Source organism: Mesorhizobium sp. LEGMi-168a, assembly GCF_058312955.1.
On the sequence record NZ_JBZEGV010000015.1, the window covers coordinates 41,403 to 58,736 of the forward strand.

The 17,334-nt window shown below is 65.3% G+C and carries 13 protein-coding genes and 1 pseudogene; 8 read left to right on the forward strand and 6 right to left on the reverse strand.

The window, feature by feature from the left end:
• Positions 1 to 2: 2 nt before the first annotated feature.
• From xdhA to AC4FWB_RS19750, 4 genes are all read left to right on the forward strand, one after another.
• Positions 3 to 1,478, forward strand: a complete 1,476-nt coding sequence (gene xdhA / locus AC4FWB_RS19735) for a xanthine dehydrogenase small subunit (RefSeq protein ID WP_491027936.1) — start codon at positions 3 to 5, stop codon at positions 1,476 to 1,478.
• On the forward strand, positions 1,478 to 3,844 hold the full coding sequence (gene xdhB / locus AC4FWB_RS19740) for a xanthine dehydrogenase molybdopterin binding subunit (protein WP_491027937.1): 2,367 nt from the start codon (positions 1,478 to 1,480) through the stop codon (positions 3,842 to 3,844). The genes xdhA and xdhB overlap by 1 nt, the downstream gene beginning before the upstream one ends.
• Positions 3,845 to 3,905: 61 nt before the next feature.
• The gene (xdhC, locus tag AC4FWB_RS19745) at positions 3,906 to 4,910 is read left to right on the forward strand and encodes a xanthine dehydrogenase accessory protein XdhC (protein ID WP_491027938.1); all 1,005 of its coding nucleotides are present in this window, start codon (positions 3,906 to 3,908) and stop codon (positions 4,908 to 4,910) included.
• Between the two features lie 154 nt (positions 4,911 to 5,064).
• A complete protein-coding gene (locus AC4FWB_RS19750; protein WP_491027939.1) occupies positions 5,065 to 5,910 on the forward strand; it encodes a PhzF family phenazine biosynthesis protein in 846 nt (281 codons plus the stop codon).
• Here the strand turns inward: AC4FWB_RS19750 and AC4FWB_RS19755 are convergent.
• The 3 genes from AC4FWB_RS19755 to AC4FWB_RS19765 all read right to left on the reverse strand — a co-directional run bounded on the left by AC4FWB_RS19755 (position 5,894) and on the right by AC4FWB_RS19765 (position 9,447).
• Positions 5,894 to 7,144, reverse strand: a complete 1,251-nt coding sequence (locus AC4FWB_RS19755) for an LLM class flavin-dependent oxidoreductase (protein WP_491027940.1) — start codon at positions 7,142 to 7,144, stop codon at positions 5,894 to 5,896. The genes AC4FWB_RS19750 and AC4FWB_RS19755 overlap by 17 nt on opposite strands.
• Entirely contained in the window at positions 7,141 to 8,100 is a 960-nt protein-coding gene (locus tag AC4FWB_RS19760; protein WP_491027941.1) for an LLM class flavin-dependent oxidoreductase, read from the reverse strand. The genes AC4FWB_RS19755 and AC4FWB_RS19760 overlap by 4 nt, the downstream gene beginning before the upstream one ends.
• Positions 8,101 to 8,526: 426 nt before the next feature.
• Positions 8,527 to 9,447: a LysR family transcriptional regulator gene (locus tag AC4FWB_RS19765; RefSeq protein WP_491027942.1), complete on the reverse strand. Its 921-nt coding sequence runs from the start codon at positions 9,445 to 9,447 to the stop codon at positions 8,527 to 8,529.
• 150 nt (positions 9,448 to 9,597) lie between these two features.
• Between AC4FWB_RS19765 and AC4FWB_RS19770 the strand changes: the two genes are divergently transcribed.
• The 4 genes from AC4FWB_RS19770 (at position 9,598) to AC4FWB_RS19785 (ending at position 13,974) form a co-directional block, all read left to right on the forward strand.
• Positions 9,598 to 10,824, forward strand: coding sequence for a urate hydroxylase PuuD (locus AC4FWB_RS19770; RefSeq protein WP_491027943.1), 1,227 nt, complete (start codon positions 9,598 to 9,600; stop codon positions 10,822 to 10,824).
• A gap of 2 nt (positions 10,825 to 10,826) precedes the next feature.
• Complete coding sequence (gene guaD / locus AC4FWB_RS19775) at positions 10,827 to 12,140, forward strand: guanine deaminase (protein ID WP_491027944.1); 1,314 nt, start codon at positions 10,827 to 10,829, stop codon at positions 12,138 to 12,140.
• Between the two features lie 74 nt (positions 12,141 to 12,214).
• Positions 12,215 to 12,718, forward strand: a complete 504-nt coding sequence (locus AC4FWB_RS19780) for a heme-degrading domain-containing protein (protein ID WP_491027945.1) — start codon at positions 12,215 to 12,217, stop codon at positions 12,716 to 12,718.
• Entirely contained in the window at positions 12,715 to 13,974 is a 1,260-nt protein-coding gene (locus AC4FWB_RS19785; RefSeq protein WP_491027946.1) for a glycerate kinase type-2 family protein, read from the forward strand. Before AC4FWB_RS19780 ends, AC4FWB_RS19785 begins: the two co-directional genes overlap by 4 nt.
• Positions 13,975 to 14,297: 323 nt before the next feature.
• On the opposite strand, the pseudogene AC4FWB_RS19790 reads toward AC4FWB_RS19785, so the two are convergent.
• From AC4FWB_RS19790 to AC4FWB_RS19800, 3 genes and pseudogenes are all read right to left on the reverse strand, one after another.
• Positions 14,298 to 14,417 (reverse strand): annotated as a pseudogene (locus tag AC4FWB_RS19790) (UdgX family uracil-DNA binding protein); the annotation flags it as partial.
• Positions 14,418 to 14,424: 7 nt separating this feature from the next.
• Entirely contained in the window at positions 14,425 to 15,831 is a 1,407-nt protein-coding gene (locus AC4FWB_RS19795; protein ID WP_491027947.1) for a glutamine synthetase family protein, read from the reverse strand.
• Positions 15,832 to 15,857: 26 nt separating this feature from the next.
• Entirely contained in the window at positions 15,858 to 17,231 is a 1,374-nt protein-coding gene (locus AC4FWB_RS19800; RefSeq protein ID WP_491027948.1) for an aspartate aminotransferase family protein, read from the reverse strand.
• Positions 17,232 to 17,334: the final 103 nt, after the last annotated feature.

Below are 17,334 nucleotides of genomic sequence, written 5' to 3' on the forward strand. Positions count from 1 at the left end.
ACATGGCCAAGACCCGCAACGAGATACGCTTTATTCTCAACGGCGCCGACGTCGCGCTGAACGACGTCGCGCCCGACGCGACCCTGCTTGACTGGCTCAGGCTCAACCGCTCGCTGCGCGGCACAAAGGAAGGCTGCGCCGAGGGCGACTGCGGCGCCTGCACGGTGCTCGTCGGCAAGCTCTCCGCCGAAGGCCTGGTCTACGAAAGCGTCAACGCCTGCATCCGCTTCATGGGGTCGCTCGACGGCACCCATGTCGTCAGCATCGAGCATCTGCGCGGCGACGGCGAGAAGCTGCACCCGGTGCAGCAGGCCATGGTCGATTTCCACGGCTCGCAATGCGGCTTCTGCACGCCGGGCTTCATCATGTCGCTTTATGCGCTCTGGATGGAGACGCCCAACCCCTCCGATGCGGCGATCGAGAAGGCGCTGCAGGGCAATCTCTGCCGCTGCACCGGCTACGAGGCGATCATGCGCGCGGCGCGGGCCATTTCGAGCTACGGCAACGCAGCTAAGGATCCGCTGGCGGTGGAACGCAAGGACATTACCGCGCGCCTGGAAGCGCTGCGCGATGGCGCCAGGGTCGAGGTCGGGTCGGGCAAGCAGCGGCTGATCGTGCCGGCTAACGTCGACGACGTCGCGGCGGTGCTCGAGAAGGAGCCGGGCGCAACCATCGTCGCCGGCTCGACCGATGTTGGGCTCTGGGTCACCAAGCATATGCGGGACATTTCGCCGGCGGTCTTCATCGGCGGTCTCGACGGCCTGCGCACCATGTCGGAGGCTGATGGGGTTATCAGCATCGGCGCTGGTGTCACCTACACCGAAGCTTTTGAGACGCTGTCGAAGCGCATCCCGGCATTGGGGCCGCTGTTCGACCGCATCGGCGGCGAGCAGGTGCGCAACATGGGCACCATCGGCGGCAACGTCGCCAACGGCTCACCGATCGGCGACACGCCGCCGCCGTTCATCGCGCTGGGAGCGCGACTGAGCCTGCGCAAGGGCGACACGCGCCGCACCATCCCGCTCGAGGCCTTCTTCATCGCCTATGGGAAGCAGGACCGGCAGCCCGGCGAGTTCGTCGAGGCGGTGCATGTGCCGGTGCCGGCAAAGGACGCTAAGTTTGCCGTCTACAAGGTCACCAAGCGTCGTGACGAGGACATCACCGCAACCCTCGGCGCCTTCTATCTGACGCTCGCCAAGGACGGCACCGTGGCCGATATCCGCATCGCCTATGGCGGCATGGCCGCGACGCCGAAGCGCGCCACCGCGGTCGAAAGGGCGCTTGTCGGCAAGAGCTGGAGCGAAGCGACAGTCGAGGCCGCGATGGCCGAATACGCCAGCGACTTCACGCCGCTGACCGACATGCGGGCGACTGCCGAATACAGGGCGCTGGCGGCGAAGAATCTTTTGCTGCGCTTCTACATCGAAACCACCGGCACCAGGGCGCCGTTCCAGGTGTCACGCAACGAGGCGGCCTGATGAACAAGCACGCCACCACTCCCAACCTCAAGGCCGAGAAGATCGTCGGCGGCGTCGCCACCGAGCAGCGGCACGATTCCGCGCACAAGCATGTCAGCGGCGCCGCGGTCTATATCGACGACATGCCGGAGCCCGCCGGCACGCTGCATGTTGGCTTGGGCCTCTCGAAGGTCGCGCACGGGACGCTGAGGAGCGTCGATCTGTCGGCTGTGCGTTCGGCGCCCGGCGTTGTCGACGTGCTGACCTATGCCGACGTGCCCGGCGAGAACGATGTTTCGCCGAGCAACATGCATGACGATCCGGTGTTCGCCGAAAGCAAGGTGCAGTTTTATGGCCAGCCGATCTTCGCCGTCATCGCCAACACCCGCGAGGAGGCGCGCCGCGCGGCGCGGCTGGCCAGGATCGAGTATGACGAGCTTCCGGCCGTAATCGACATCTGGGACCTAGATCCGGTGAACGACAAGCAGGTCACCACGCCGCTGATCCTGAAGCGCGGCGATGCCGCAGCCGCGATTGCGGCGGCACCCCGCCGCATCAAGAACCGCATGTGGCTCGGCGGTCAGGACCATTTCTATCTCGAGGGCCAGGTCTCGCTGGCGATCCCTGGCGAAGACGACGAGGTGATCGTTTATTGCTCGACGCAGGGGCCGAGCGAGACGCAGCATCTGGTCGCCCATGCGCTTGGCGTGCCGAGCCATGCCGTGACGGTGGAAGTGCGCCGCATGGGCGGCGGCTTCGGTGGCAAGGAAACGCAGGCCAATCAATCCGCCGCGATTGCCGCCATCGCCGCCAAGAAGCTGATGCGCGCGGTGAAAATCAGGCTCGACCGCGACGAGGACATGACCGCCACCGGCAAGCGGCATGATTTCGCCATCGATTATGAAGTCGGCTTCGACGACGAAGGCAATATCCTCGGCGTCGACTTCACCTACGCCTTGCGCTGCGGCTTTTCCGCCGACCTGTCGGGGCCGGTCGGCGATCGCGCGCTGTTCCATTGCGACAACGCCTATTTCTATCCGGCGGTGCATGCGAAGTCGGCGCCGCTCTATACCAACACCGTTTCCAACACCGCTTTCCGCGGCTTCGGCGGCCCGCAGGGCATGGTCGGCGCCGAACGCGTCATCGACGAGGTGGCTTTCGCGGTCGGCAAGGACTCGCTCGAGATCCGCAAGTTGAATTTCTACGACCCGATGGATGGCATCGGCGAGCGCTGTTTCACGCCCTACCATCAGAGGGTCGAGGACAACATCATCCATCGCATCGTCGCCGAGCTGGAGGAGAGCGCGAACTATGCGCGGCGGCGGCGCGAGATCAGCGCCTTCAACAACAACAGCCGCTTCATCAAGCGCGGCCTGGCGATGACCCCGGTCAAGTTCGGCATCTCCTTCACCAAGACCGAGGCCAACCAGGCCGGCGCGCTCGTGCATGTCTATTCCGACGGGTCGGTGCATATGAACCATGGCGGCACCGAGATGGGCCAAGGCCTGCACTTGAAGGTCGCCCAGGTGGTCGCCGAGGAGTTCCAGATCGATCTCGACCGGGTGAAGATCACCGCGACCACCACGGCCAAGGTGCCGAACACCTCGCCGACGGCCGCGTCGTCCGGCGCCGACCTCAACGGCATGGCGGCGCAGAATGCCGCCCGCCAGATCCGCAAGCGGCTGACCGATTTCGCGGCGGAAAAATACCAGGTCCCGCTCGATCAGGTCGTGTTCCTGCCCAACCGGGTGCGCGTCGGCAACCAGGAAGTGGCCTTCAACGATCTGGTCAAGCAGGCCTATATCGCCCGCGTCCAGCTCTCGGCGGCAGGGTTCTATAAGACGCCGAAGATCCACTGGGACCGCAGCAAGGGCCGAGGTCACGCCTTCTACTACTACGCCTATGGCGCTGCCTGCTCGGAGGTCTCGGTCGACACGCTGACCGGCGAATATGTCGTCGAGCGCACCGATATCCTGCACGACGCCGGCCGCTCGCTGAACCGGGCGATCGACCTCGGCCAGGTCGAGGGCGGCTTCATCCAGGGCATGGGCTGGCTGACGACGGAGGAGCTTTGGTGGGACGATAGCGGCCGGCTGCGCACCCATGCGCCGTCGACCTACAAGATCCCGCTCGCCTCCGACCGGCCCAAGATATTCAACGTCAAGCTGACCGACTGGTCGTCGGCCTATGAGCCGACCATCCATCGTTCCAAGGCGGTGGGCGAGCCGCCGCTGCCGCACGGCATGTCAGTGCTGCATGCGCTGTCCGACGCGGTCGCGAGCGTCGCGGACCACAAGATCTGTCCGCGCCTCGACGCCCCGGCGACGCCGGAGCGGGTGCTGATGGCCATCGAAAGGCTGAAGCGGGAAGCCGCAAAACCGGCCTGAACGGGCCAAACCGTGCAATTCGGGGCACAAAACGCTATATTTCCGGGTGGAAATGCAGACGATGAACTCGAAAGTGCAAAGCCTGAAGGCGTTTCTCGGCCAGACCGGCCGGGTCGCGCTGGTCGAGGTCGCGGTGACGAAAGGCTCGACGCCGCGCGAGACCGGCGCCTTCATGCTCGTCTCCGCATCGGCGATTTTCGGCACCATCGGCGGCGGCCAGCTCGAATATATGGCCATCGACAAGGCGCGGCAGCTTATCTCCCCCGCGGGGGAGATGGCCGCAAGGCGGCCAGAGGGGGTCGGCAGAGGCAGCGCACAACGTAGTAAAATGTCGAGCACTGCCGCGGCGACCCCACCCGGCGGCTCCGCCGCCACCCTCCCCTCAAGGGGGAGGGAAGCCCGCATCGAGGTCGACGAAGTTTGCGCCACGCTTGACGTTCCGCTCGGGCCCGAGATCGGCCAATGCTGCGGCGGACGGGTCGAGGTGCTGATACGCGTCGTTGATGCCGCGCTGGAACAGCAATTGATCGCCAAAGCCGAATCGGAAGAGGCGCATCTGCCGCACGTCTATGTCTTCGGCGGCGGGCACGTTGGCCAGGCGCTGGCAGCGTCGCTCTCGCTACTGCCCGTCCATGCTGTCGTGGTCGAAACGCGGGCGGATGCGCTGGAAGGCATGCCGGAAACGGTCGAGACGCGGCTGACGCCGATGCCCGAAAGCGCGGTGCGCGAGGCGCCGGCGGGGTCGGCCTTCGCCATCCTCACCCATGACCATGCGCTGGATTTCCTGATCGTCGCCGAGGCGCTGAAGCGCGATGACACTGCCTATGTCGGTATGATCGGTTCCAAGACCAAGAAGGCGACCTTCAAGAGCTGGTTCCTGAAGTCGGCCGAGGGCAGCGAAGCCGAATTCAACCGCCTCGTCTCGCCGATCGGCGGCAACGCGGTGAAGGACAAGCGCCCGCCGGTGATCGCAGCGCTCGCCACCGCCGAGATCATGACGGCATTGGTGTCGCATGCCGCCAAGATGTCCGGTTCGCACGCCTCCGAAAAGGTGATGGCTGGCTGAAGCCAGCCGGGGTTCCTCGGCGCGTCGGCGGCAACGCCGCGAAGGTATGACTGCCGCTCACAGCTGCTCGTCGCTTTCTTCGTTTCCCAAACCGGTCCGGAACGTGTTTTCTGCGCGCCTGACGAACACGAGCGACGAGCACGGGGCGAGCGACATGGACGTATTGCGCATTGCGGCATTTTCGGACGGGAACAGCGGTGGTAATCCGGCCGGCGTGGTGATCGGCGACGTCTTGCCCGATGCGGCCGACATGCAGCGCATCGCTGCCGAGGTCGGGTTTTCGGAAACCGCCTTCGCCGCGCCGGACGGTGACAGGTGGCGCGTCCGCTACTTTTCGCCGGAATCGGAGGTGCCGTTCTGCGGTCATGCCACGATCGCGCTCGGTGCCGGGCTGGTCCGGCGGTTCGGCGACGGGATTTTCGCGCTGGCCCTCAATCAGGCCGGGATAACAGTCGAAGGATTCCGCGACGGCTCCACCATTGTCGCCGCGCTGCAGTCGCCACCGACGCGCAGCAAGCCGGCGCCGCCAGGACTTGTCGCCGAAATGCTGGCGCTGTTCGGTTACGCGGCCGGCGATCTCGACCCGGCCATTCCGCCGGCACTGATCCATGGCGGCTCCGATCATTTCGTGCTGGCGCTGAAGTCGCGCGAAGCGCTTGCCGCGATGGCCTATGACTTCAAGCAGGGCCAGGCCTTGATGCGGCGCGAAGGGCTGATCACCATCCTGCTTGCCTACGCCGAGACGCCGCGCCTCTTTCACACGCGCAATCCATTCGCCTCCGGCGGGGTTTACGAGGATCCGGCGACGGGCGCTGCGACCGCTGCCTTTGCCGGCTATCTGCGCGACCTCGGCTGGCCGCATGGCGGCGCGATCGACATCGTCCAGGGCGAGGACATGGGCATGCGCTCGCGCCTCCATGCCGACATTCCGCCGACGCCGGGCAGCTCGATCAGGGTATCGGGGACGGCCCGGCTGATGGACCTCAAACCGGTCGCTTGAGGCCGAGATGATCGCGCAGCGTGCGGCCTTCATAGTCCTTGCGGAACAGGCCGCGCCGCTGCAGCTCCGGCACGACCAGCGTCGCGAAGGCGTCCAACTCACCTGGAAACCATGACGGCATCACATTGAAGCCGTCGGCCGCACCGCCTTCGAAACGCGCTTGTAGTTCATCCGCGATCTGCTCGGCTGTGCCGACGACGCGCCAATGGCCGCGCGCGCCGGCGAAATAGCGCGCAAGTTCGCGGATAGACAGACCGTCGCGGCACGCCTGTTCGATGACCAGCGCCTGCCGGCTTTTCATGCCTTCGCTTTCCGGCAACTCGGGCAACGGTCCGTCGATCGGATAGCGCCAGAGATCGGAGATGCTGAGATAGCTGGAGAGCAATGCGACGCCGACATCGTCGGGGATCAGATCCTGCAGCGCGTCATGCTTAGCCTGGGCCTCGGCTTTCGTTGCCGCAACGATCGGCGCCACCCCGGGCATGATCTTAAGGTCGTCCGGCTCGCGGCCGTAGGCGGCCAGCCGTCCCTTGAGGTCGTCATAGAAGGCCTTGGCGTCCTCAAAAGTCTGCGCGGCCGAGAACACGACATCGGCGGTCCGCGCGGCAAGGTCCTTGCCGTCGTCGGAGGCGCCGGCCTGCACCATCACCGGCGCGCCCTGCGGCGAGGGCGGTATGTCGAGCGGATCGCGCACCGAAAAGCTCTGGCCGTCATGGCCGGCGGCCTTGCGCTGCCATAGACCTGTGACGACGGTGGCGAACTCGCGGGCTCGCTCATAACGGTCGGCATGCGGCCTGAGACCTGTCGAGCCGAAATTCGCGGCCTCGATCGGGCTGGCCGAGGTGACGAGGTTCCAGCCCGCCCTGCCGCCGCTCAGATTGTCGAGCGAGGCAAACATGCGCGCCAGTCCGTAGGGTTCGTTGTAGCTCGTCGACGCGGTCGAAACGAGGCCGATGCGCTCGGTCTGCGCGGCAAGCGCCGAAAGCAGGCTGATCGGCTCGAAGCCGATCGAGCGCGAGGTCTGGCTGGCGATGCCGACATTGGCCTCGCGCAGGCCGGCGGCGTCCTCGCAGAAGACCATGTCGAACTTGGCCGCCTCCGCGGTGCGGGCCAGTTGGATGTAATGGTCGATGTCGATCCCGGCCGTCACATGCGCGTCCGGATGGCGCCAGGCGGCGATGTGATGTCCGGTCGCCCACAGGAAGAGGCCGAGCTTCATCTGGCGTGCGCTCATTTTTCGCCTCCCGCGCCAAGCCCGAGACGCTCGTGCAGCGTCGCCCCGGCATAGGTGGAGGCGAGCCCGCGGCGGCGAAGTTCCGGCAGGGTGCGATCGGTGAAGTCGTCGAGCTGCGAAAGATCAGCCGGCAAAGCAAAATTCAAACCATCGCAATCTTCCGCGCCGAACCAAGCTTCGAGCCTGTCGGCCGTAGGCCCGGGCGCGCTAACCGTCACCAGCACTTTCAAGGCGTCCGGTTTGCGTCCGACAGCGTGCGCCCGGCGCTTGAGATCGTCAGAAGCTGCTTTCGCACCTTCCGGCGATTGCTCATCGATCAGAATGACGTCGGCGACTTTGGCGCCGAAATCGAGATCGGCCTCCGCCAGGCCGGACATCACCAGCACCGGCGTGTCCTGCGGCGAGCGGGCGATGTTCAAAGGTCCGCGCACGGAAAAGAACTCGTCCTTGTGGTCGAGCAGATGCATCTTGTCCGGATCGTGGAAGCGGCCGGCGGTCTTGTCGAACAGCAGCGCGTCCGCGTCCCACCCTCGCCACAGACCCTGCACGATTCCGATGAACTCTTCCGCGCGACGGCGGAAATCATCCTCGTCTATGCCTTCCGGCCGGCTGAAATTTGCCGCCTCGCGCGGGTCCTGCGCCATCGTCGCGTTCCAGCCGATCCGGCCGTGGCTGATGATGTCGAGCGAGGCGAAACGACGCGCCAGATTGTAGGGTTGGTGCGCGAGCGTCGATGCGCTGGCGACCAGCCCGATCCTTCCGGTCACCGTCGCCAGTGCCGCCAGCAGCGTCGTCGCTTCGAACGGGCTGCTGGATGCCCCATCCGAGGTGTCGGAAATGATGACCATATCGACGCCGGCCGCCTCCGCCTGCCGCACGAAGCCGGCGAGCTTCGCAAATGTCAGGCCAGCCTGCCCAGCAGCGGCGGCAATGTTAAGCGAAACGACAAGACGCATTGTGCGGCCCTTCGACTGCTCTGAAAATCGGGCAGCCGCTACAAACCTAGGCCCACCGTCGCGCAAGGCAACGGGATCAAGTGGGCCACCAGGCTGTCACTTGCCGGCCAGCCATCGTATAGCGGCGAGGTAGAAGTCCTGACGAACCGATGTTGCGTGGCGGGTCGCATACCTCGGTGGTTAGCCGAGGCGCCTATCGCGTCGTCATCCTATGGCGGAGCAAGGAGCGAAGCGACGCGGCGCAGACCATAGGATCCATTCCGTGAAGTTGAGGCGTTGCCACGATGCAGAATTCTGCTCCGCAGCACCCTACGATTAAAGTCACGGAATGGATCCTCGGGTCTGCGCTCCGCTTCGCGGCGCTCCGCCCGTGGATGACGATGTCACGGAGGCTTCGGCCAATCGCGACGCAACGCTACCGGCCCATCACTTGCCGGCCAAGATATCCTTGATCAGCCGCTGGCAGCGATCGGCCATGAAGTCGAGCAGCAGGCGCACCTTCGGGTCCTGCAGCTTCTTGTGCGGATAGACGGCGGCGAACTGCACCGGGGTCGGCGGCGTCTTGGCCAGGATCACTTTCAGCCGCTGGTCGCGGATGAAGGGTTCCACCTCGAAGCGCGGCTTGTTGATGATGCCGCGGCCCGACAATGCCCAGCCGGTCAGCACGTCGCCGTCGTCGGTGTCGTAAGGCCCGTGCACTTCGAGTTTCTGCACCCCGGTCGGCGTCTGCAGCGTCCAGACGAATTCGCGTGTGCCGGCGTAGCGCAGCATCAGGCAGTCATGCTTCTTGCCGATCAGCTCCTGCGGCTCGATCGGCTCGCCGCGCGCTTCCAGATATTTCGGCGCCGCCACCAGCACGCGCTCGCATTCCATGATGCCGCGCATCCTGAGGCTCGAATCCTCGATGATGCCGAGGCGGAAGGCGACGTCGATGCCTTCCTTCATGATGTCGACATTATGGTCGGAGAGCCTCAGCCGCACCTCGATATCGGGGTATTTGTCGTGGAAGTCGGGAATGCCGGAGGCGATCAGCCGCCGGCCGAGACCGAGCGGCGCCGTCACCTTGATCGTGCCGCGCGGCTGGCCGGAAAGCGCCGCCACCGCGGCTTCCGCGTCGGTGATCGCGTCCAGCACCTGCTTGGCGCCGGTGTAGAACACCGTGCCGTGCTCGGTCGGCATCAATTGCCTTGTCGTGCGGTTGAACAGCCTGACGCCCAGATGCTTCTCCAACTCCTTGATGCGGTTGGAGGCGACCGCCGGCGAAATGCGCATGTCGCGACCGGCCGCCGACAGGTTGCCGAGCTCGACGACGCGGACGAAGACGGCGATGTTGTCGAGATAGGCCATGCGGCTTCGTGGCTCTCAAACGATTGCGTGCAGTGAGCCTAGTATTTTCCATTTTTTTTTGAAAGTCATCGCGCGCCTCGCCTCTTTTCGTTTGCGTTCCAGACCGTAAAGTCGCCTGATCGGCAGGGACGATTTCCCAGGGGCGACTCGATGATGGATTTTGCGATTTTCTGGGACTGGCTGAGTTTTGCGGTCCGCTGGCTGCATGTCATCACCGGCATCGCCTGGATCGGCTCGTCTTTCTATTTCGTCGCCCTCGATCTCGGCCTGCGCCAGCGTCCCGGCCTGCCCGCCGGCGCGTTCGGCGAGGAATGGCAGGTGCATGGCGGCGGCTTCTACCACATCCAGAAATATCTGGTGGCGCCGGCCGAGATGCCGGAGCACCTCACCTGGTTCAAATGGGAATCCTACGCTACCTGGCTGTCGGGCTTCGCCATGCTCTGCGTGGTCTATTATGCCGGCGCAGACCTGTTCCTGATCGATCCCAACGTGCTCAACATCTCGGTGCCGGTCGGCATCCTGCTGTCGCTGGCGACCATCGGCGTCGGCTGGATCGTCTATGACCTCTTGTGCCGTTCGCCGCTCGGCAAAAGCGACACCGGCCTGATGCTGGTCCTCTATTGCGTGCTGGTGTTCATCGCCTGGGGGCTGACGCACCTCTTCACCGGCCGCGCCGCCTTCCTGCATCTCGGCGCCATCACCGCCACGATCATGTCCGCCAATGTCTTCATGGTCATCATCCCGAACCAGAAGATCGTCGTCGCTGACCTCATCGCCGGCCGCAAGCCGGACCCGAAATATGGCAAGATCGCCAAGCAGCGCTCGCTGCATAACAACTACCTGACCTTGCCGGTCCTGTTCCTGATGCTGTCGAACCACTACCCGCTGGCCTTCGGCACCGAGTTCAATTGGGTCATCGCCTCGCTGGTCTTCATCATCGGCGTCTTGATCCGGCACTATTTCAACACGGTGCATGCGCGCAAAGGCAACCCGACCTGGACCTGGCTCGGCGCCGCCGTTCTGTTCGTGATCATCATCTGGCTGTCGACGGTGCCGAAGGTGCTGACCGGCGAGCCGAGGACCTCCGCCGCGTCCGCCGCGGCCCAGATCTATATGGCTTCGGCGCACTTTCCCGCCGTGCGCGACACCGTGCTCGGCCGCTGCTCGATGTGCCATACCGAGGAACCGGTCTACGAAGGCATCTATCACGCGCCGAAGGGCGTGCTGCTCGACACCGACGCGCGCATCGCCGAGCATGCCCGCGAGATCTATCTGCAGGCCGGCCGGGCGCATGCCATGCCGCCCGCCAACGTCACCCAGATAACCGACCAGGAACGAGCCCTTTTGGTGGCCTGGTTCGAAGGCGCCGGAAAGTAAGCATGACATCAAAACTCCTGCGCGGCCGCACGCTCTCCTTCCTGCGCTGGCCCGAAACGATAGACGACCATTCCGCCTGGCGCTACGAGGAGGACGGCGGGCTATTGATCGACGGCGGCAAGATCATTGCCGCCGGTCCTTATGCCAAGGTCGCAAAGAAAGCCGGGGCCGAGGTCGAGACGATCGACCATCGCCCGCACCTCATCCTGCCGGGCTTCATCGACGCGCATGTGCATGTTCCGCAGATGCAGATCATCGCGTCCTACGGCGCCGAGCTGCTCGACTGGCTGAACAAATACACTTTTCCCGAAGAGTCGAAATTCCAGAACGCGCAGCACGGCCGCCGCATCGCCAGGCTGTTCCTCGACGAAATGCTGCGCCAGGGCACGACGACGGTCGTCGCCTATTGCTCGGTGCACAAATCGTCAGCCGAAGCCTTCTTCGCCGAGTCGCACGACCGCAACATGCTCAACATCGCCGGCAAGGTGATGATGGACCGCAACGCGCCCGACGGCGTGCTCGACACGCCGCAGGGCGGCTATGACGACAGCAAGGCGCTGATTGCCGAATGGCACGGCAAAGGCCGCCAGCTCTATGCCATCACGCCGCGCTTCGCCATCACCTCCTCGCCAGAGCAGATGGAAATGGCCGGCGCGCTCTGCCGCGAACATCCCGATCTCCACATGCAGACGCATCTGTCGGAGAACCACGCCGAGATCGCCTTCACGCAGGAACTCTACCCCTGGTCGCGCGACTACACCGACGTTTACGAGCACTACGGCCTGCTGGGCAGGAAAAGCCTGTTCGGCCACTGCATCCATCTGTCGGAACGCGAGGCGGATGCTCTGTCGGAAACGGGCTCGGTGGCGGTGTTCTGCCCCACCTCCAACCTTTTCCTCGGCTCCGGCCTGTTCGACTACCAGCGCTACCGCCGGCGCGAAAAGCCGCTCCGGATCGCGGCGGCGACCGATGTCGGCGGCGGCACCAACTATTCGATGCTGCGCACCATGGACGAGGGCTACAAGGTGATCGCGCTGAACGGCGAGAAGCTGAACCCGTTCCAGTCCTACTGGCAGTTGACGCGCGGCAACGCCGAGGCGTTGTCGGTGGCCGACAAGGTCGGCACGCTGGACGAAGGCACCGATGCCGACATCGTCGTGCTCGATGCCCACGCCACGCCGGCGATGCGGCTGAGGATGGAGACGGTGGAGACGCTGGCGGAAGAGCTCTTCCTGTTGCAGACGCTGGGCGACGATCGCGCCGTGCGCGAGGTCTATGTGGCGGGCCGGCCGGCGAAGAGCGCGATTGTCGCATAGATTGATGCGCTCTTCGCTTGACCCCGCGTCAGCCATCGGCCAAAGCGTGCGTCGACGATTGACAGGGGAACGCCATGGCTGCCGCCGACGACATCGCTCTGATCAAGAAACAGGAAGCCACGCTGGTTTTCCCGGCTTTCGACGAGGCCGTGGCCTTCGAGATCGGCTCGGCGATCCGGGACCGGGCGCTCAAGGAAGACCTGCCGATCATCGTCGACATCAGGAGCTTCGACCGGCCGCTGTTCTATGCCGCGATGCCGGGCTCCAATGCCTCCAATCCGGACTGGGCGCGGCGCAAGATCAATGTGGTAAGGCGGTTCCTGAGAAGCACCTACCGCATGGTGCTGGAGCAGCAGCGGCCCGATCGCACCTTCAAGGTCGGTGAGGGGCTGGATATTGCCGACTATGTGCTTGCCGGCGGCGGCTTTCCCGTCACCGTGAGGGGCGCCGGCGTCATTGGTGTGATCGCCGTCTCGGGCCTGCCCGAGCGGGAAGACCACGGCGTCGTGGTCGATGCGCTCTGTGCCTATCTCGGCGCTGATCGGAAACAATTAGCGCTGCCGCCAGAGGAAAAATGACCGATCCCAAAGCCTTCCTTACCGCGATCTTCAACGCGGCCGTCGCCGCCGCCGATCCGGAAAAGACGATCCGCGATCATTTGCCGGCGAAACCGAAGGGCCGCACCATCGTCATCGGCGCAGGAAAGGGCTCGGCGCAGATGGCGGCTGCCTTCGAGAAAGTCTGGGACGGTCCGATCGACGGGCTGGTCGTCACCCGCTACGGCTATGGCGCCAGATGCGAGCGCATCGAAATCATCGAGGCGGCGCATCCGGTGCCGGATGAAGCGGGCCTCGAGGCGTCGCGCCGGCTGCTGGAGAAAGTGCGTGGGCTGACTGCCGACGATCTGGTCGTGGCGCTGATCTCGGGCGGCGGCTCGGCGCTGCTGCCGTCGCCCGCTCCCGGTCTGACTCTGGCCGACGAGATCGCCGTCAACGAGGCGCTGCTTGCCTCCGGCGCGCCGATCGCGGCCATGAACACCATCCGCAAGCATGTCTCGACCATCAAGGGCGGGCGCCTGGCCGCCGCCGCGCATCCGGCCAGGGTGGTGTCGCTGGTCGTCTCCGACATCCCCGGCGACAATCCGGCGTTGGTTGCATCAGGCCCGACAGTTCCCGACACCGGCAGCCGCGCGGATGCGCTGGCTTCGATCGCCGCCTATGGCATGAAGCTGCCGGCAGCCGTGATGGCGCATATCAATTCGCCGGCCGCCGACGCGCCGCGTCCGGACGATCCCCGCTTTGCCGGCAATGAAGTGCATTTGATCGCCTCGGCCGGCGTCTCGCTGGAAGCTGCGGCTGCCGAAGCGAAGCGGCAAGGCATCGAGGCCGTCATCCTGTCGGATTCGATCGAGGGCGAGGCGCGCGAGGTCGGCGGCGTCCATGCCGCGATCGCGCGCGAGGTGGCCACGCGCAACCGGCCTTTCAAGAAACCAGTGCTGATCCTGTCCGGCGGCGAGACGACGGTGACGCTGCGGGCAAAAGGCAAGGGCGGCCGTAACTCCGAATTCCTGCTTGCCTTCGCCATCGGCATTGGTGGCCTGGAAGGCATCTATGCCCTGGCCGCCGACACCGACGGCATCGACGGCTCGGAAAACAATGCAGGCGCCTTCGCCGACGGTTCGACGGTGTCGCGCATGCGCGCGGCGGGTGTCGACGCCAAGGCGATGCTCGCCGGCAACAATGCCTGGACGGCGTTCAATGCGGTAGGGGACCTGTTTGTGCCGGGACCGACCGGAACGAACGTGAATGACCTCAGGGCCATCCTGGTCAGGTAGCTCCGAAGCTCTCCAACATAGTCATCCCAGAGCGAAGCTCCGTCGCGAAGATCTTTGGTTCCTTTGGCGCTGCTGCGGTAGAGAAGCTTTGAGACGCCGCGGGACAGCGCCCCCCTCTGTCCTGCCGGACATCTCCCCACAAGGGGGGAGATTGGCAGTTTCGCGCTCTCGCTTACATCAGCGGCGCTGGAGATTGGTGCGACGTGGGAGATTGGCGAAAGCAGCGGCGACGGCCGATCTCCCCCCAAGTGGGGGAGATGTCCGGCAGGACAGAGGGGGGGCGCGAAGGATCGCTACAGATCTTACTTTGCGTTCCGTCCGGCCTAGGCAGCCATCAGCTTCTTCACCTTCAGCATATCCTTGAGGAACCGCGCCCGCTCGGCGTCCTTGTCCGCCGGTTCGCGGATGCGCAGAATGAGCGAAGGATGGATCGTGATGAACACCCGATCCTCACACCTCGTGCAGATAGAGGTGGTAGTCCAACTCGCTGACGGTGCGGGCGACGCGCAGATATTCCGCCTGCTTGATGGCCACGAAGGTCCGGTGCAGATCGGGGCCGAGCGCCGCTTTCAGGAAATCGGAGTGCCTGGCCGCCTCGATCGCGGCGCGCCAGTCGGCCGGCATGGTCGACGCTTGCGTTGCTTTCTCGTAGCCGTTGCCGGTCGTTTCCGGGCCGGGGTCCAGCCCTTCGTCCAGGCCCTTGACGATGCCGGCGAGCACCGTCGCCGCGACCAGATAAGGGTTGGCGTCGACGCCGGATGGCCGATGTTCGATGCGGCGGTTCCTCGCGTCGCCCGCCGGCACGCGCAGCGCCACCGACCGGTTGTTGACACCCCAGGTCGGCGCCACCGGAGCATAGGATTGGGAAACGAAGCGCCGCCATGAATTGGCATGCGGCGCAAACACCAGCATCGATTCCGCCATGGTGTGGATCAGGCCGCCAAGCGCCTTGAGCAGGCTTGGCGACCATTTCTCGCCTTGCGCTTCGGTGAAGACGTTTCGGCCGGCGTCATCCTGCAGCGAGACGTGGAAATGCATGCCTGAGCCGGCATAGGTCTCGATAGGCTTGGCCATGAAGCAGGCGGTGACGCCGTGCCGGCGTGCCTGCGCCCTGACCAGACGCTTCAGCATGACGAGGTCGTCCGCCGCCCGCATCACGTCCTTGCGGTAGTTGAGCGTCAGCTCGTACTGGCCGGGCGCGTATTCGGAAATGACCGTCTCGGCCGGGATGCCTTGCGCCTTGGCAGCAGCGTAAATGTCGGAAAACAGCGGCTCCATGCCGTGCAGGTGGTCGACCGAATAGACTTCCGTCTTGCCCGAGCGGCGGCCGTCCAGAACGGCGCGCGCTGGTAGCACCTTGCCATCGGCGTCGCGCTCGTTGGCGAGGAGAAAAAACTCCAGCTCGAAGGCGCCGGCCGGATGCAGGCCGCGTGCCGCCAGCAATTCCACTTGCCTTGCCAGCGCCAGTCGCGGGTCCGACGACATCGGCTGGCCGTCGAGATGATACATCGCCATCAGCACCTGGCCGCGCGGCGGCTGCGTGCCGTAAAGCGGCACCAAAGTGCCGGGAATCGGCCAGGCCCTGAGGTCGCCGTCGCCGCTGTCCCAGATCAGCCCGGTCTCGTGCACGTCCTCGCCGGTGATGTCGAGGCCGAGGATCGAGATCGGCATGTGCCGCCCGTTCTCGAAAATGCCCTTCAGCTCGTGCCGGCGCACGATCTTGCCGCGGCCGATGCCATTGGCGTCGGTGAGCACGATGTCGAAGGCCTCGATCTCGGGATGGGCGTCGAGAAAGGCTTTCGCCTCGGCGGGCGTCGAGCCGGAAGGCGATGTCGCAACTGTGTTCGGATTGTCCATGGCCGCCATTCTTCCAACTGCTTGTCTCACGCCGTAAGCCTCGCCGCAACCGCGGCGAAAGCGGCAATCAGCCGGCTCACTTGCGCGGCCGTCGTCGCCGGCGAGATCAGCATCATGTTGTGGAACGGCGCGATCAGCACGCCGCGATTGACCAGCGCGACATGGATGGCGGCTTCGAGCTCGGGCGCATGCGCCTTCTCCGCCTCGCCGCCGTTCCGGAGCGGGCCGGGCGCGCAGATGAACTCGACGCGGGCGCCGACCCGTGCGACGTGCCAGGGCAAATGATAGCGGTCGATGACGGCGCTGAGACCGGCATCGAGGCGGCGCGCCAGCCGGTCCATATGGGCATAGGCCTCCTCCGTCATCACCTCTTCCAGCGTGGCGCGCATCGCCGCGAATTGCAGCGGATTGGCCGACAATGTCGTGCCCATGCCGGAATAGCCGGGCTCCTTCGTCCGGTAGGCGCCGTAGCGTGTGGCGACCTCCTCGCTCATGCCCCAGATGCTTGCCGGCACGCCGCCGGCCACCGGCTTGCCGAGCACGAACAGGTCGGGTTCCAGCCCGTGCTTCCGCGTATAGCCGCCGGGGCCGGTGGAGATGGTGTGCGTCTCGTCGATCAGAAGCAGCGTGCCGGCGGCGCGGGCGAGGCGCCGCAGCGCGTCGTGGAAACCGAGCTCCGGCAGAACCATGCAGGAATTGGTCAGCACCGGCTCGGTGATGACGCAGGCGACGTCGCGATCGCCAAGCGCCGCCTCCAGCGCAGGGATATCGTTGAACTCGACGATCTTCGTGGCCCGTGTCAGATCGCGGAATTCGCCCGCCAGTCCCGGCCGGTTGACCGGCTTGCCGTCGATCAGCCGCACCATCGTCTCGTCGACCGAGCCGTGATAGCAGCCGTTGAAAACCAGAATCTTTTCGCGGCCCGTCACCGCGCGGGCGACGCGCAGCGCGAAGCGGTTGGCGTCGGTGGCGGTGGTGGCGATCTGCCAGTAGGGCAGGCCGAAGCGCTGCTGCAAGAGCGGGCCGATCGCCAGCGCGTCTTCGCTGGGCAGCATATAGGTCAACCCGCGCCCGGCCTGCCGGCGGATGGCGCGGGCGACCGCCGGCGGCGAATGGCCAAGCATCGAGCCCGTATCGCCGAGGCAGAAATCGTCGAGCTTGTTGCCGTCGATATCGGTGATGGTGGCGCCTTTCGCGCCATCGACCAGGATTGGGAACGGCGTCGGCCAATCGGTCATCCAGTGCATCGGCACGCCGCCGAGGAAGCCGGCGATGCCGTTGCCTACCTTGGCTTCCGATTTCGGCCGCGCCTTGCGGAAGGCCGCCGCTTCCGTCTCGCGCAGCTCGGCGATGCGGGCGGCACTGATGCCGCCGATGGACGAATGGTCGATTGAATGCATGTAGGCCCCTCTTGGTTGCGCGGCACTCTAACCAGCCGGCTTGCGCAATCGCAATTGGCCGTACAGGGGACAGGCGTTGGATCAGGCCGTAGGGGAGTAGGGG

Bases quoted from the DNA above. Each gene is read 5' to 3' on its own strand.
- xdhA (WP_491027936.1), top strand. From the start codon at position 3: ATGGCCAAGACCCGCAACGAGATACGCTTTATTCTCAACGGCGCCGAC.
- xdhB (WP_491027937.1), top strand. From the start codon at position 1,478: ATGAACAAGCACGCCACCACTCCCAACCTCAAGGCCGAGAAGATCGTC.
- xdhC (WP_491027938.1), top strand. From the start codon at position 3,906: ATGAACTCGAAAGTGCAAAGCCTGAAGGCGTTTCTCGGCCAGACCGGC.
- AC4FWB_RS19750 (WP_491027939.1), top strand. From the start codon at position 5,065: ATGGACGTATTGCGCATTGCGGCATTTTCGGACGGGAACAGCGGTGGT.
- AC4FWB_RS19755 (WP_491027940.1), bottom strand. From the start codon at position 7,144: ATGAGCGCACGCCAGATGAAGCTCGGCCTCTTCCTGTGGGCGACCGGA.
- AC4FWB_RS19760 (WP_491027941.1), bottom strand. From the start codon at position 8,100: ATGCGTCTTGTCGTTTCGCTTAACATTGCCGCCGCTGCTGGGCAGGCT.
- AC4FWB_RS19765 (WP_491027942.1), bottom strand. From the start codon at position 9,447: ATGGCCTATCTCGACAACATCGCCGTCTTCGTCCGCGTCGTCGAGCTC.
- AC4FWB_RS19770 (WP_491027943.1), top strand. From the start codon at position 9,598: ATGATGGATTTTGCGATTTTCTGGGACTGGCTGAGTTTTGCGGTCCGC.
- guaD (WP_491027944.1), top strand. From the start codon at position 10,827: ATGACATCAAAACTCCTGCGCGGCCGCACGCTCTCCTTCCTGCGCTGG.
- AC4FWB_RS19780 (WP_491027945.1), top strand. From the start codon at position 12,215: ATGGCTGCCGCCGACGACATCGCTCTGATCAAGAAACAGGAAGCCACG.
- AC4FWB_RS19785 (WP_491027946.1), top strand. From the start codon at position 12,715: ATGACCGATCCCAAAGCCTTCCTTACCGCGATCTTCAACGCGGCCGTC.
- AC4FWB_RS19795 (WP_491027947.1), bottom strand. From the start codon at position 15,831: ATGGACAATCCGAACACAGTTGCGACATCGCCTTCCGGCTCGACGCCC.
- AC4FWB_RS19800 (WP_491027948.1), bottom strand. From the start codon at position 17,231: ATGCATTCAATCGACCATTCGTCCATCGGCGGCATCAGTGCCGCCCGC.